General features: G+C 33.9%; 10 protein-coding genes and 1 pseudogene. 8 read left to right on the top strand and 3 right to left on the bottom strand.

The features are described 5' to 3' along the window. Positions 1 to 258 precede the first annotated feature (258 nt). From AC1DMU_RS11815 to AC1DMU_RS11800, 4 genes are all read left to right on the top strand, one after another. Positions 259 to 1,236: an agmatine deiminase family protein gene (locus AC1DMU_RS11815; RefSeq protein ID WP_088064489.1), complete on the top strand. Its 978-nt coding sequence runs from the start codon at positions 259 to 261 to the stop codon at positions 1,234 to 1,236. A 38-nt stretch (positions 1,237 to 1,274) separates the two neighbouring features. Next, positions 1,275 to 2,096, top strand: a complete 822-nt coding sequence (locus AC1DMU_RS11810) for a MerR family transcriptional regulator (RefSeq protein ID WP_088064123.1) — start codon at positions 1,275 to 1,277, stop codon at positions 2,094 to 2,096. Between the two features lie 81 nt (positions 2,097 to 2,177). Next, entirely contained in the window at positions 2,178 to 3,920 is a 1,743-nt protein-coding gene (locus AC1DMU_RS11805; protein ID WP_088064122.1) for an amidohydrolase, read from the top strand. Between the two features lie 107 nt (positions 3,921 to 4,027). Then, positions 4,028 to 5,065, top strand: coding sequence for an agmatine deiminase family protein (locus tag AC1DMU_RS11800; protein ID WP_088064121.1), 1,038 nt, complete (start codon positions 4,028 to 4,030; stop codon positions 5,063 to 5,065). Between the two features lie 48 nt (positions 5,066 to 5,113). Here AC1DMU_RS11800 and pepF read toward each other — a convergent pair whose 3' ends face one another. Then, positions 5,114 to 6,901, bottom strand: coding sequence for an oligoendopeptidase F (gene pepF / locus AC1DMU_RS11795; protein WP_088064120.1), 1,788 nt, complete (start codon positions 6,899 to 6,901; stop codon positions 5,114 to 5,116). Positions 6,902 to 7,018: 117 nt separating this feature from the next. Beyond that, positions 7,019 to 7,810 carry an arylamine N-acetyltransferase family protein gene (locus tag AC1DMU_RS11790; RefSeq protein WP_088064119.1) on the bottom strand — a complete coding sequence of 264 codons (792 nt, stop codon included), beginning with the start codon at positions 7,808 to 7,810 and terminating at the stop codon, positions 7,019 to 7,021. A 216-nt stretch (positions 7,811 to 8,026) separates the two neighbouring features. Here AC1DMU_RS11790 and amyS point away from each other — a divergent pair, with 216 nt between their 5' ends. Beyond that, positions 8,027 to 9,568, top strand: coding sequence for an alpha-amylase (gene amyS / locus AC1DMU_RS11785; protein ID WP_088064118.1), 1,542 nt, complete (start codon positions 8,027 to 8,029; stop codon positions 9,566 to 9,568). Between the two features lie 94 nt (positions 9,569 to 9,662). Here the strand turns inward: amyS and AC1DMU_RS11780 are convergent. Then, positions 9,663 to 9,749: pseudogene (locus tag AC1DMU_RS11780) on the bottom strand (exosporium leader peptide); the annotation flags it as partial. A gap of 235 nt (positions 9,750 to 9,984) precedes the next feature. On the opposite strand from AC1DMU_RS11780, the gene AC1DMU_RS11775 reads away from it, so the two are divergent. From AC1DMU_RS11775 to AC1DMU_RS11765, 3 genes are all read left to right on the top strand, one after another. Beyond that, the gene (locus AC1DMU_RS11775; protein ID WP_088064117.1) at positions 9,985 to 10,704 is read left to right on the top strand and encodes a hypothetical protein; all 720 of its coding nucleotides are present in this window, start codon (positions 9,985 to 9,987) and stop codon (positions 10,702 to 10,704) included. A gap of 454 nt (positions 10,705 to 11,158) precedes the next feature. Further along, on the top strand, positions 11,159 to 13,060 hold the full coding sequence (locus AC1DMU_RS11770) for an endonuclease MutS2 (RefSeq protein ID WP_088064116.1): 1,902 nt from the start codon (positions 11,159 to 11,161) through the stop codon (positions 13,058 to 13,060). Between the two features lie 6 nt (positions 13,061 to 13,066). After that, entirely contained in the window at positions 13,067 to 13,591 is a 525-nt protein-coding gene (locus AC1DMU_RS11765) for a GNAT family N-acetyltransferase (RefSeq protein ID WP_088064115.1), read from the top strand. The last annotated feature ends 115 nt before the right edge of the window (positions 13,592 to 13,706 follow it).

Genomic DNA, 13,706 nt, shown 5'->3' with positions numbered 1-13,706 from the left:
TTCATAATGATAGGGCTTATGATTCTATTATTAAATTTCATACTTTCATATAAATTTTTATTATTGTATTTTAAAACCCTGTCAAGAGTCAATTTTTCGCTCAACCACGGCTATATATTTTTATATAAATATATAATATTTCTCCGTGCTATAATCCATTCATGAAATGTGCACGTTTCGAACATTGTTATGAAAAGAGAAATAGTTGGCATAGTGAAATTAGTTATTCAACCATTATTAAAAAGCGAGGTAAATAATATGGAACAAAAACATAATGGAATTATTTTTACTGCAATACCAGATAAATCAAATGCATATTATCGTCCATTTTATGAAGACCTGATTTATTTTAATGAATACTTAAATGAAAATAAATCATTTACTGATCAACTTGTTTCTTTATCCATTGAAGAGCAAGACTTTCATACAAGCTTTTTTGAGTATGATGATATTTGGCTAAGAGATGTTGCACCAGTTGTTACAAATCATTTAGTTAAATTTAAATATCAACCAAATTACTTACCGAAAGATCAATGGAGATATTTAGATCAACAATTTAATAAATGGTTAAAAAAGAACGATTTTGAATATGGGAAGTCTCCATTGATATTAGACGGTGGAAATCTTATTTGGAATAAAAAAGATACTGTTATAGTAACGGAACGCATATTCGATGATAATGATGATTGGACGGAAGAAGAAATTATAGAGCAACTGGAATGGGATTTGGATGTGAGCCGAGTTATTATTATTCCTGCTGAAGAAGGGGACGTACTTGCACATGCAGACGGAATGGTTAAATTTATTGATGAACATACGATGTTTATTAGTGATTTTTTAGGGGATCATGAATTTAGATATAATGTTCAAGAAATTATTCAAGAGCAAATGCCAGAAGCTAAATTTATAGTTGTTCCATCGTCATATACAGAAAAGGGACAATATGATGAAGAAATAGCATCGGCAAAAGGGTTGTATATAAATATGTTAGAAACATGTGATACGATTTATGTTCCTAAGTTTGGATTAGCTAAAGATAGGGAAGTTTTACAATATATTCAACAGCATACGGAGAAACAAGCTATTCAAATTCATGTAGGAGAAATATCGACAATGGGAGGCGCAATAAATTGTTTAACGTGGTATTGCCCTCGTCATTTGTTACCTTCAAAACTGAAAAGATTGCACAATCAGAATGAAGAATTTTCAGTTAGGGAGATTTTTGATTGGTTTTAAAATAAGCGTATAAGAAAATGTATTCAAGGGGTAAGTATATGTATACAATTACTGAGTTTTCGCGGATTTGTAAAATGAGTACACGGATGCTAAGGCATTATGACAAAGAGGATATATTAAAACCAGCATATGTGAACCCGGAAAATGGGTATAGATATTATGAGCAAGGACAGTTAGAAATAGCGTTGAAAATAAAAAAGTTAAGAGAGTATAAGTTCCCTCTACCAAAAATTAAAATCATTTTGCAGTCATCAGATCAAGACTCGTTTGTGAAACATATGCAAGCACAAATTATAGAGTTGTCTCACGAAGTGAAGCAAAATTTACAGGTTATTTCAGAAATGAATGAAATGGTAAATGTGAATAATGGCCTGCATATTGCTCGCCATAGAAGTTACGATATATTAATTGGAATGAGAAATGAAATAACAGTAATTGCTCAAAGACTGCAAATAAATATAGATGATATGGATGATTATTTTTATGACTTATATGAAAAAGTACAAAAGCATAACTTATCAATAGTTGGTTCGCCCTCTACGGTCTTTTATGATGAAGAGTATATTCCAAATGAAAGTGATGTTGAATTAAGGATTCCGGTCATGCATGGGAACAATAAAGATGTAGTACAAGAATATGAAATAAAAAAATTAAATCCACATCAAGTCGTTACTACTATGCATTATGGAAGTTATGACTATATAGGCTACGCTTATATTGCGTTAGAAAAATGGATTGAAAGAAATAGTTATGTAATAGAGGGGTCACCATATGAGGTTTACATTAAGGGACCTGAATGTGATTGTTTAGTAGAGGAGTATGTGACACAAATTTGTTTTTTAGTTATGAAAATAAGCTGAGAATAAGGATTGACATTAACATTATGTCAATCCTTATTCTATTTATGTAAGTAATTCATCATAATGAAAAGGAGAAAAAATATGAAAAAAACAATCATGATTATTTGTCTGATTCTAAGTATGACATGGGTATCGGCTTGTACTCCTGAAGTAGGAGAAGGTGAGAATGGTAGTTTTGTTTTACCTAAGGAATTGCCCGAAAATGTAGTGTTTAAAAATGGTACCATCTATACTTCAAATGGCAAGCAAGACATTGTAGAGGCTGTAGCCGTTAAAGAAGGGAAAATTACATTTGTTGGTTCAAACAAAGATGTAGAAGAATTTATAAATGAAGATACGAAAGTGGTGGATTTACAAGGACGTTTTATTCTTCCTGGTTTTGTGGACAATCATAATCATATATTTGAGGCGAAATCACCAGCAGCAGGGAATTGTAGTGTTTCACCGGATGCTGCGCTGCAAGAACAACGCTCGTATTTAAAGGCGTGTAAAAAAGATGTGAAAGATGGCGAATGGATAAGTGGAACAGGATTTAGTTTGGAAGAGCTGTTAAAAGATATGGACGAAAAGTCAGAACAACAAACGCCATTACAAGTTCTTGATGAGTTATTTCCTAATAACCCTGTATTAATTATGGAAAGAACTTCTCATTCTGTATGGGTTAACTCAAAAGCATTGGAAGTAGCGGGAATAAATAAAGAGACGAAAGATCCGCAAGGCGGAAGAATCATCCGGGATCCAGAAACAGGAGAACCTTTCGGGCTTCTGTATGATACAGCAGGAGATATCGTGATGGAAAAAGCATGGAATGCTCAGCCTAATCTCTTTGAAAAAAATTATGAAGGTTTGCTGGACGGTTTAGATGAGGTTGCGAAGAATGGGATTACTACAGTCGGCGATGGACGTCTTTATTGGAAACGAGGCTGGTTAGATGTTTGGAATAAAGTTAACGATGAGAAAAAGTTAACGTCGCGAGTAGTACTTCGTCCGTGGGTATATCCGAACTTAAATGAAGCAGAACAAATAGAGTATTTCAAAAAGATTAAGCGTGATGATGTATCATCTCGAATGCTTATTAATCAAGTGAAGATGTATAGTGATGGAATTAGCATTAACAGTACAGCTAAAATACTAGAAAAATATAAATTTGAGTGGTTTCAGGGAACGCCGTACGGTTTGAACTATATTCCAGAAGAGAAAATGAAATGGTGGTTGAAGGAACTTAATAAACTTGGTTACGGTGCGCTCATTCATACGATTGGAGATGGCGGGGTAAGAGAGAGTTTAAATGCAATTGAGGCAGCGAAAAAAGAAGGGGCGAATCAGCCTTATACGCTTACGCATGTTGAGATGGTAGAAGATAGTGATATAAATCGTTTTGCTAAGTTAGGTATTAGCGCTGATTTCCAAGTAGGTCATGATTTTGCAGAAGATCCTAAACAAAGCTGGGCAAGTACGTATTTTACAAATCAACAGATGAAACGAATTATGCCGTTAGGACGCATTTGGAAAACAGGAGCAAACGTGTCACTTAGTAGTGATTGGGATGTAAATGAACTAAATCCACTTGTGACAATTTCAAATGCACTAAGTATTAATGAAAAGGGCTTGTCTAATGTATATGCAGCTATTGATGCATATACAATTAAGCCCGCTAAAGCATTAGGCCTTGATAATATTACTGGTTCAATCGAAGTAGGTAAATCAGCCGATATGATATTACTAAATGAAGATATTACTAAAATGAGTGTCGATAAGATTCCAGATGCGAAAGTTTTAGTGACGGTTTTACAAGGAGAAGTAGTGTATCACAAGGAGAAATAAAGAAACACCTTATAAAGTAGTTACAAGTATATGAATATATTTCTGTTGACCTTAACACGATGTCAAAGTTTAGACTGAACTTACATTGATAGAAGGGGTGAACACGTATGACAAAAAGTTTATTTTATATGCCTGCTGAGTGGGAGAAACATGAGGGGACATGGCTCCAATGGCCTCATGATAAAGCTCATAGAGGTGAAGGTTACAGAGCTAAGCTAGATGATATTTGGATAACGATGGCAAAGGAGCTTCATTACGGAGAAATTGTGCATATTGTTGTATATGATGAAGAAGAAAAAGTACATGTCCAATCGAAGTTAATGGAAGTGAAAGTGGATATGGATAAAATTGATTTCTTAGTTCAAGAGACGGATGATGTGTGGGTAAGAGATAATGGACCGATTTTTGTAAAAGATAAGGAAGGCAATCTCTGCTTAACACACTGGATTTTTAATGGGTGGGGTGAGAAATATCCGTATGAAAATGATGCGGGTATTCCGGCGGGAATAAGTGAAATGTATAGCATTCCAAAAGTTAATTCTAGTGTCTGTCTAGAGGGCGGGGGAATAGAGATAAACGGAAATGGAACCTTAATGGCGGCAAAAACTTCTATTATAAATGAAAATCGAAATGCTACACTAAGTCAGGAAGAGATTGAAATAGAGTTAACGAAGCATTTAGGGGTAACGAATTTTATATGGATAACGGGCATTCGCGGTGAGGATAATTATGATGAAGATACGGATTACCATATTGATGGAGCAGCACGTTTTGTAAATGAAAATACAATTCTTTATGAATATGATCCTTTCGGAGAAAGTGAATCATACCTTTTGGAGGCGTACGAAAAGCATTATCAAGAATTGCGACAAGCAAGAAATATAGATGGAAAGCCATTTCAGCTCATACCAGTACCGGTGACAAGAAAAGTGGTAAAAGAAGCAGACTGTAAGGGCTCATATTTGAATTTCTACATTGGAAATGAAGTTGTATTAGTTCCTATATATGGCGATGAGCATGATAAGTTAGCGCTTCAAATCATGGAAGGGCAGTTTCCTGGAAGAAGAATTGTCGGTATTTATGTAAATGAACTGTTTGCGTATGGTGGCATGATTCACTGTGTGACGCAGCAACAGTTAGCATAAAGTAAGAAAAATGAAAAAAGCATGCAGAGTATATACTCTGCATGCTTTTTATAATGCTGAAAACTCTTCAACAAGTGAGCTAAAACGATTTAGTGCACTTTCAATCGGTTCTGGCGTAGTTAAATCAACTCCAGCTTTTTTCAGTAAGTTTAATGGATAGTCAGAACTTCCGCCTTTAAGGAATTCAATATAATGTTTTTGAGTATTTGGATCGCCGCTCAATAACTTATCAGCAATTTGGATTGCAGAAGCGAAACCAGTTGCATATTTGTATACGTAAAATGGACGATAGAAATGCGGTATTCTAGCCCAGCCGTATTTTACTTCTTCGTCAAATACGAGGGAGTCGCCATTATACGCTCTAAACAAGCTTTCATAAACTTCGCTAAAGACTTGGGCATTTAATGGTTTACCTTGCTGCGCCATTTCATGTGTGATTTTTTCAAACTCAGCGAACATAATTTGTGTAAAGAAAGTGCCTTTAAATTTGTCGATGAAATGATTTACTAAATGGTTACGTACATTAGCATCTTTTGCTTCTTTTAATAAATGATGAATTAATAGCACTTCATTTACTGTAGAAGCGACTTCTGCAACAAAAATAGTATAGTGTGCAGAAATTCTTGGTTGGTATCCGTGTGAGTAGTGCGTATGCATACCGTGTCCACATTCATGAGTGAGAGTGAAAAGGCTATTTAAATCATCGTGATGATTTAAAAGAATGAAAGGATGAACACCGTATACACCAAAATTATAAGCGCCGGAACGTTTTCCTGGCGTTTCTCTCACGTCAATATAACGTTTATCTTTAAAGCTTTTTAATGTTTCAATATATTCTTCACCTAATGGAGCTAGTGATTCGATCATCATGTCAAACGCTTTGTCATATGGAATGTCTTGTTTTACACCCGCTACTAAATCAACGCTCAAGTCGTACTGGCGTAGTTCATCTACATGTAATTTTTCTTTTCGAAGTTCATTATAAGTATGTAGTGATTGAATGTTTTTTTTCGTCGTATCAATTAAATTTTCATATACTTCTTTCGGAACCATGTCGCCAAATAATGATTTTTCTAAAGCAGATGGATAGCTTCTTAGCTTTGAAACAGTAACATTATTTTTAATAGCAGCAGATAAAGTAGAAGCGATAGAATTTTTTAATTGAACGTATGGTTTGTAATAAGCTTTATAGGCTTCTTTACGTTTCTCACGATTCTCATCTTCTATTAACTTTGCATACATTCCGCGCGTTAAAGTAACTTTTTCTCCTTCATCAGTCGTCACTTCACCAAATAGTATATCTGCATTATTTAACATGCCGTATGTATGTTGTGGGGAGGAAAGTGCTTCGCCCATTTGTGATAAAATCTCTTCTTGGTCTTTATTTAATACGTGTTTTTTATAACGGTACAATTCAAATAAGTCTTCTTTATAGTATTGTAAACCTTCTGCTTCTTCTATGTAAGAATGTAATGTGTCTTCATCTACGCTAAGTAAGAATGGAGAAAAGAAAGATTTAGCTGCACTTACTTTCACGTGTAATTGTGACACTTTATCGACAAGCGATTGGGCGTCAGTATCGCGCGTATCAAGATCAGATTGTAATCGTGCATAAGCAAACATTAAAGATATTATGCTAGATATTTCTTCGCTCTTTGTTAAATAAGCTAATAAGCTATTACCGTCGTGAATATTGCCATTAAATTCGTGTAATTCTTTCGTTAACACTTCAAGTTTATGAAAATCGTTTTCCCAATCTTCAATTGTATGATAAATATCCGTTAAATCCCATTTCTCTTTCTCATCTACTTGTAGTCGATCTTTAAGTTCAGTCATAATCATTTCCTTTCTAAATATGTAGTTATATTCCTATATAACTATGAAATACAACAAATTGCAAAAAATCCCTGCTGAAAATTGAAAAGCCTTGCTAAAATGGCAAGGCTTGAAAAATTATAATGTAATTCCGAATTTTGAATGTAAAAGATTTTTATATTGCGCATTTGTAACATTTTCTTTCGTTTTTTTACCGTTTTTCGCTATTGTGAGACTATCCTTTGTTAAAGATGCATGCCCATCTTCAGTTAATTTTACAATAAGAGGTACTTTGTTAAATGGTGAGCCCTCATGTTCAACGATAATTTCTTGTGCTGCATTTGCTTTTTCTTCATCCACTTCTTCTATATAAAATGCATAGCCTAACGTCCAATCATCAGCAGAAGATTGATCCAAAAACTCATTGTTTTTACGCATCTCTAACATGTAATTTCCCTTTTCAGTCATTTCTTTACGAATACGATAATCTCCTGTAATGGAGTGAATGACTTCACCTGAGAAAGGAATAGGTGTAAGAGGTAAGTATGATCCGAATCCTACTTCAATTAAATAAAGTTCATTATGATGTGCTAAAACAGTTGCGATGTGTCCAGAATCAACAGCCCATATAGAATTTGCAGCATTGTACACTGTTCCTGAAACGAGATGAACATCAAATCCAGCGTCTTTAAGGAAGTAGTACATAGTAGGATTGAGTTCATAACAAAGACCGCCACGGTTGTTTACTAAAATTTTTTCTTTTAGATTTTCTTTTGATATTTCTGTAAAGTTGTTTTCGAGTATATTTAAGTTTTCAAAAGGGACAGTTTGTGCCATCGCGTACATAATGTTAGGTAAATCTTCAAATGAAACTTTTTGTTTTTCTTCTATATGTAATCGTGCGAAAAATTGTTTTTGAAAGTCGGTCATAGAAATCCCTCCGTCATGCTTTTATAGATAAATTGTAAACAATCTTGAATAAGATGTGAAATGAAAACTACTTTGAAGTATTTGTTAAATATGTAAAGTTAGATTAAAAAATAATGTGGGAGAGTGAGAGATTGCTACTTTACTAATTGTAGAACGAATATTATAATAATTCCGATAAACTATGCAAACGTTTTCTTGGAAGGGGATGATGTAAATATGTTGAAAAGAATAACAGTAGTCGGCTTGTCGGTTGTTTTGTATTTACCTAGTATATATGGGGGGAGTAAAGTTTATGCAGATACGGTTAACAATGGAACGTTAATGCAGTATTTTGAGTGGTATGCTCCGAATGATGGGAATCATTGGAATCGTTTGCGTTCGGATGCTGGAAATTTAGCTCAGAAAGGAATTACATCTGTCTGGATACCGCCTGCATATAAAGGAACTACGCAAAATGACGTAGGATATGGAGCGTATGATTTATATGATTTGGGAGAATTCAATCAAAAAGGAACGGTGCGGACGAAATATGGGACAAAAGCACAGCTGAAATCTGCAATTGAAGCTTTACATAAGCAAAACATTGATGTATATGGTGATGTAGTTATGAATCACAAAGGTGGAGCAGATTATACTGAAACTGTAACAGTTGTCGAGGTAGACCGTAACAATCGAAATATTGAAGTATCCGGTGATTATGAAATTAATGCATGGACAGGGTTTAACTTTCCAGGGCGTGGCGATGCTTATTCTAATTTCAAATGGAAATGGTATCATTTTGACGGAACGGATTGGGATGAAGGAAGGAAATTAAATCGAATTTATAAATTTAGGGGGATAGGTAAAGCATGGGACTGGGAAGTGTCTAGCGAGAATGGAAATTATGATTATTTGATGTATGCAGATCTTGATTTTGATCATCCAGATGTTGCGAATGAGATGAAAAATTGGGGAAAGTGGTATGCGAATGAATTAAATTTAGATGGCTTTCGTTTAGATGCTGTTAAACATATTGATCATGAATATTTACGCGATTGGGTAAATCATGTCAGACAGCAAACGGGGAAAGAAATGTTTACAGTAGCTGAATATTGGCAAAATGATATTCGAACTTTAAATAATTATTTAGCGAAGGTCAATTATAATCAATCTGTATTTGATGCACCACTGCATTACAATTTTCATTATGCTTCAAAAGGAAATGGGAATTATGATATGAGAAATATTTTAAATGGAACAGTAATGCAAAATCACCCTGCACTTGCAGTTACTCTCGTTGAGAATCATGATTCTCAGCCTGGACAGTCATTAGAATCTGTAGTAAGTCCGTGGTTTAAACCGTTGGCATATGCATTTATTTTAACTCGTGCAGAGGGCTATCCTTCAGTTTTCTATGGTGATTACTATGGGACAAACGGAAATAGTAGTTATGAAATTCCAGCATTAAAAGATAAAATTGATCCGATTTTGACGGCACGAAAAAACTTTGCATATGGTACGCAGCGTGATTATTTAGACCATCCAGATGTGATTGGATGGACAAGAGAAGGTGATAGTGTACATGCTAATTCTGGTTTAGCGACATTAATCTCTGATGGAACGGGAGGATCAAAGTGGATGGATGTTGGAAAGAATAATGCAGGGGAAGTATGGCACGATATGACGGGTAATCAAACAAATACTGTAACAATTAATAAGGATGGATGGGGGCAGTTCCATGTAAGTGGAGGATCAGTTTCCATATATGTTCAGCAGTGAATTGTTAATAGAAAAGAAGAGGTAGACTGAAATATAAGTTTTCCTCTTCTTTTTATATTATTATCATTCCTAAATCTTTATTTTAATAAATGAACTAGTCGACTTTTGAGACAACAAGAGATGCGTTGGAATAAATAATGTCACCTGTGGCTCCTCTTATTCGTACTCGAAGAATATCTCCTTACTGTGATTGCTATAGAACTAAATATTAGTATGTTTTTAACGTGATTTTAATAGATATTATATTTGCTTTACGGTAAAATGAACATAGTGTAAAATTACACAATAAGTGTAAAGTGATAATAAATGGGTGTTTTTACATTTGTGACTATTGAAAGAAGTTCTTTATATAAATCGTAATTTAAAATCGATAAGGACATTTCTATATAGGTAGTAGTAGCAAAAGGAGAGGCAATATGAAAAGAACAATAATGAAATATAGCATAATGTTTAGTTTATTCCTATTAACATCATGTGATATATCGGATAAAGAAATTGAACAAAAAGCACAAAGTTATACAAAATTGGAGCATGGTATTTCTGTGAAACTAGATCGAATTGAAATACCCGAACAAGGTAAGGATTTTTTAGGCCCAAACAAACGGACAGCTTATGTACAGCAAGTAGATGAACCATATTTACAATTTCAAATAGGGTTCGATGGACGAACCTCTCCAAAGGTAAATAATGATAACTATAAAATAAAAAAAGAAGCGAATGATTTACGAGAAAGATTCAATACATATTATGAAGAAAAAGGGACTAATACTATACTTACTTTCGAGAAAATGCAAACAGGGGACGCTGTTTTCGGTAAGAATGAAGAGAAAAAAGTAGCGAAGCAACATCCGAAGCATTATGTTACTGCGGTTTTCAAAAGTAATATCTTTTTAGATGTAAACAACCGTGCGCATATGGAGACATTAGCGGAGGTTGCGAGAAGTATTCAGGAATTTAATAAAACGATTGAAGATAGTAAGAGTAGTGTGGATGATATAACAATTCAGTTGCCAAATGATAATAAGGATGTATTACTACATATTCCGGTAGATTATATAGTAACGGCTGAAGATGCGAAAAAGACCCTTGAGAAAAAGGTTGATTATATGAAAGCTTTACAATCTGCAAGGGAATAGTCTGACACCTTTACTTCTCACAAAACATATAGTATGATGATTTCAGTAAATTAGATTTCAATGACTATAATATAAATTAATGAGAGGTGCTTTTTTGTGAGTGCGGTAGGTACTAAATAGGAAAAATTTAATGAAATAAATCGGATAAGACCAGGGGATTTTTATGTATATCATACCCCTAATTTTGTCATGGATTTATTTCGATACCTATGAAGATACCTACAATACTTTATAAAGCGTGTAATAAGGGGAGTGCCATCCGTTTTTTATGGCTTATTTCCTCATATGTTATTACACATGCCTTGTAAATGTAAAAGCTGCGGTATCCCCGCAGCTTTTTTGTATATTTTTTTAATGTATAAAAATGGTAAATGAATCATGTAGAACTCATTGGAATCTAATGAGTAGGTATCTTCATTTATGATAAAAATCAATCATAGTGAGGAGAAACAAAATGAATACGATGACTTTTGAAAAGTTACAATATAATGAATTGAAGGATATAGTGAAATCTTATTGTGTAAGTGGGTTAGGTAAAGAATTATTAAATAAATTAGAGCCGAGTACGAGTATAAAAGTAGTGAGGAATCGTTTGAATGAAACGACAGAAGCACGAGCTATAGTAGATGCAGAGGGGCATGTTCCTTTCTTTGGCATTTCAAATATTGCTAGTACAATTCAAAAATTAGAAAAAGGGATGATTTTAGATCCTGAAGAGTTAGTAAGTGTTTCTGACTTTTTACGCGGCTGTAGAAAGATTAAAAAATTTATGTTAGATAAAGAATTTTTTGCGCCAGTATTAGCTTCTTATGCGAATTCAATGACTGAATATAAAAGTATTGAAGAGGAAATCAACTTTTCCATTAAAGGTAATAGTATTGATGCAGCTGCGAGTAAGGAATTAAAACGAATTCGCAATAACATTGATTCGGTAGACGGAAAAATAAAAGAGCGCTTAACGAAGTTTTTAAATAGTAGTGCAAATAAGAAGTATATTCAAGAGTTCTTTATTAGTAAGAAGGATGATAGGTATACGATTCCAATTAAATCTTCTTATAAAAATCAAGTTGCGGGAAGTATAGTTGAAGCGTCCGCTAAAGGTTCTACTGTATTTATAGAACCGCATACGGTTACAAAGTTAAACGTGGAACTCGCAAGTTTGAAAGCAGAAGAAGCGATGGAAGAGTATCAAATTTTAGCGACTTTATCAGGCATGGTAGTAGAAAATATTTATCATATAAAAATTAACATGGAATTGATTAGTCAATATGATATGGTATTTGCGAAAGCGAAGTTTAGTAAATCGATCGATGGAATAGAGCCGAAGTTAAATGATCATGGCTACATTCATTTAGTGAATTGTAAGCATCCGCTTTTAAGTGGAAAAGTAGTACCGTTACACTTTGAAATCGGTCAAAGTTATCGTAGTTTAATTATTACAGGACCGAATGCGGGCGGGAAGACAATTGTATTAAAAACAATTGGACTACTAACATTAGCGACAATGTCAGGCCTGCACATCGCTGGAGATAAAGAAACAGAAATTGCTATTTTCGAAAATGTATTTGTAGATATTGGTGATAATCAAAGTATTGAAAATGCACTAAGTACATTTTCATCTCATATGAAAAATCTATCTGAAATTATGAGGATGTCAAATAATAATACGCTACTATTATTTGATGAGATAGGAAGCGGGACTGAACCGAATGAAGGGGCAGCACTTGCAATTTCTATTTTAGAGGAGTTTTATCTTGCGGGATGTATTACAGTTGCGAGTACTCATTATGGTGAAATTAAACGATTCTCAGAAATGCATGATGATTTTATGAATGCAGCGATGCAATTTAATAGTGAGACACTAGAACCACTTTATAAATTAGTAATCGGAAAATCAGGTGAAAGTAATGCACTTTGGATTGCAAATAAAATGAACGTAAGAGAACATGTACTGAAAAGAGCGAAACAGTACATGGAAAATAAAGAATATCGTTTTGAAAAACTGAATGAAAGCAAAATTAGAAAATCGAAATTTGTGCAAGAAAAAAGAGAAAATCATTACGAGTACAAAATCGGCGATCGTGTAAATGTATTAGATTATGATGATTTTGGTATCATCTATAAGGAAATAGATAATTTCTATAACGTCGTTGTATATTATAACGGTGAATTCGTTGAAGTGAATGTAAAACGTATTACGTTAGAGGTAGCAGCAAAAGAATTATACCCAGAGGGATACGATTTAAATACACTATTTGTCGATTATAAAGAAAGAAAAATGCAACATGATATTGAGCGTGGATCGAAAAAAGCGCTTCGTAAAATCCAAAAAGAAATAAGAAAGAATAGAGAATAAGTTAAAATGGTAACGATTAGACAAGAACAACAAAGTGATTATAAAAAAACAGAAGGAGTTGTACAACAAGCATTTTTAAAAGAAGAATTCAGTGATAAAACAGAACATGAACTTGTGAGTCGTATTAGAAAATGTGACGCGTTTATTCCTGAATTATCAATCGTTGCGGTAAATGAAGAAATTGTTGGGCACATTCTGTTATCAAAAATAAAGATAGAACAAGGTGCAACTTCTGTAGAATCATTAGCACTTGCACCGGTTTCAATTGCTAGGGGCTATCAGAAAAAAGGAATTGGTGGAAAACTTATTGGAGCTGCGTTAGAAAAAGCGAAAGAACTTGGATACGGGTCAGTTGTAGTATTAGGACACCCAGAATACTATCCGAAATTTGGCTTTAAGAAAGCAAGTGAGTGGAATATAAAAGCACCATTTGAAGTGCCAGATGAAGTATTTATGGTGATGGAGTTAAGTGAGAACGCTCTGCAAGGTGTAGAAGGAATTGTACAGTATTCGAGTGCTTTTGCTGAGTAGGAATATCAGTTAAGAAATGTAATCATAAAAGATGCTATCTTTTTGTAGAGATATACAGAAAGATAGCTTTTTTTATTGAGCAAATTCACTTACGTATATTTTGCTCAATGAATAA

The sequence above is a fragment of the Bacillus sp. 01N45 genome, from assembly GCF_056399205.1.
This window is presented reverse-complemented; position numbering and strand designations above follow the sequence as displayed.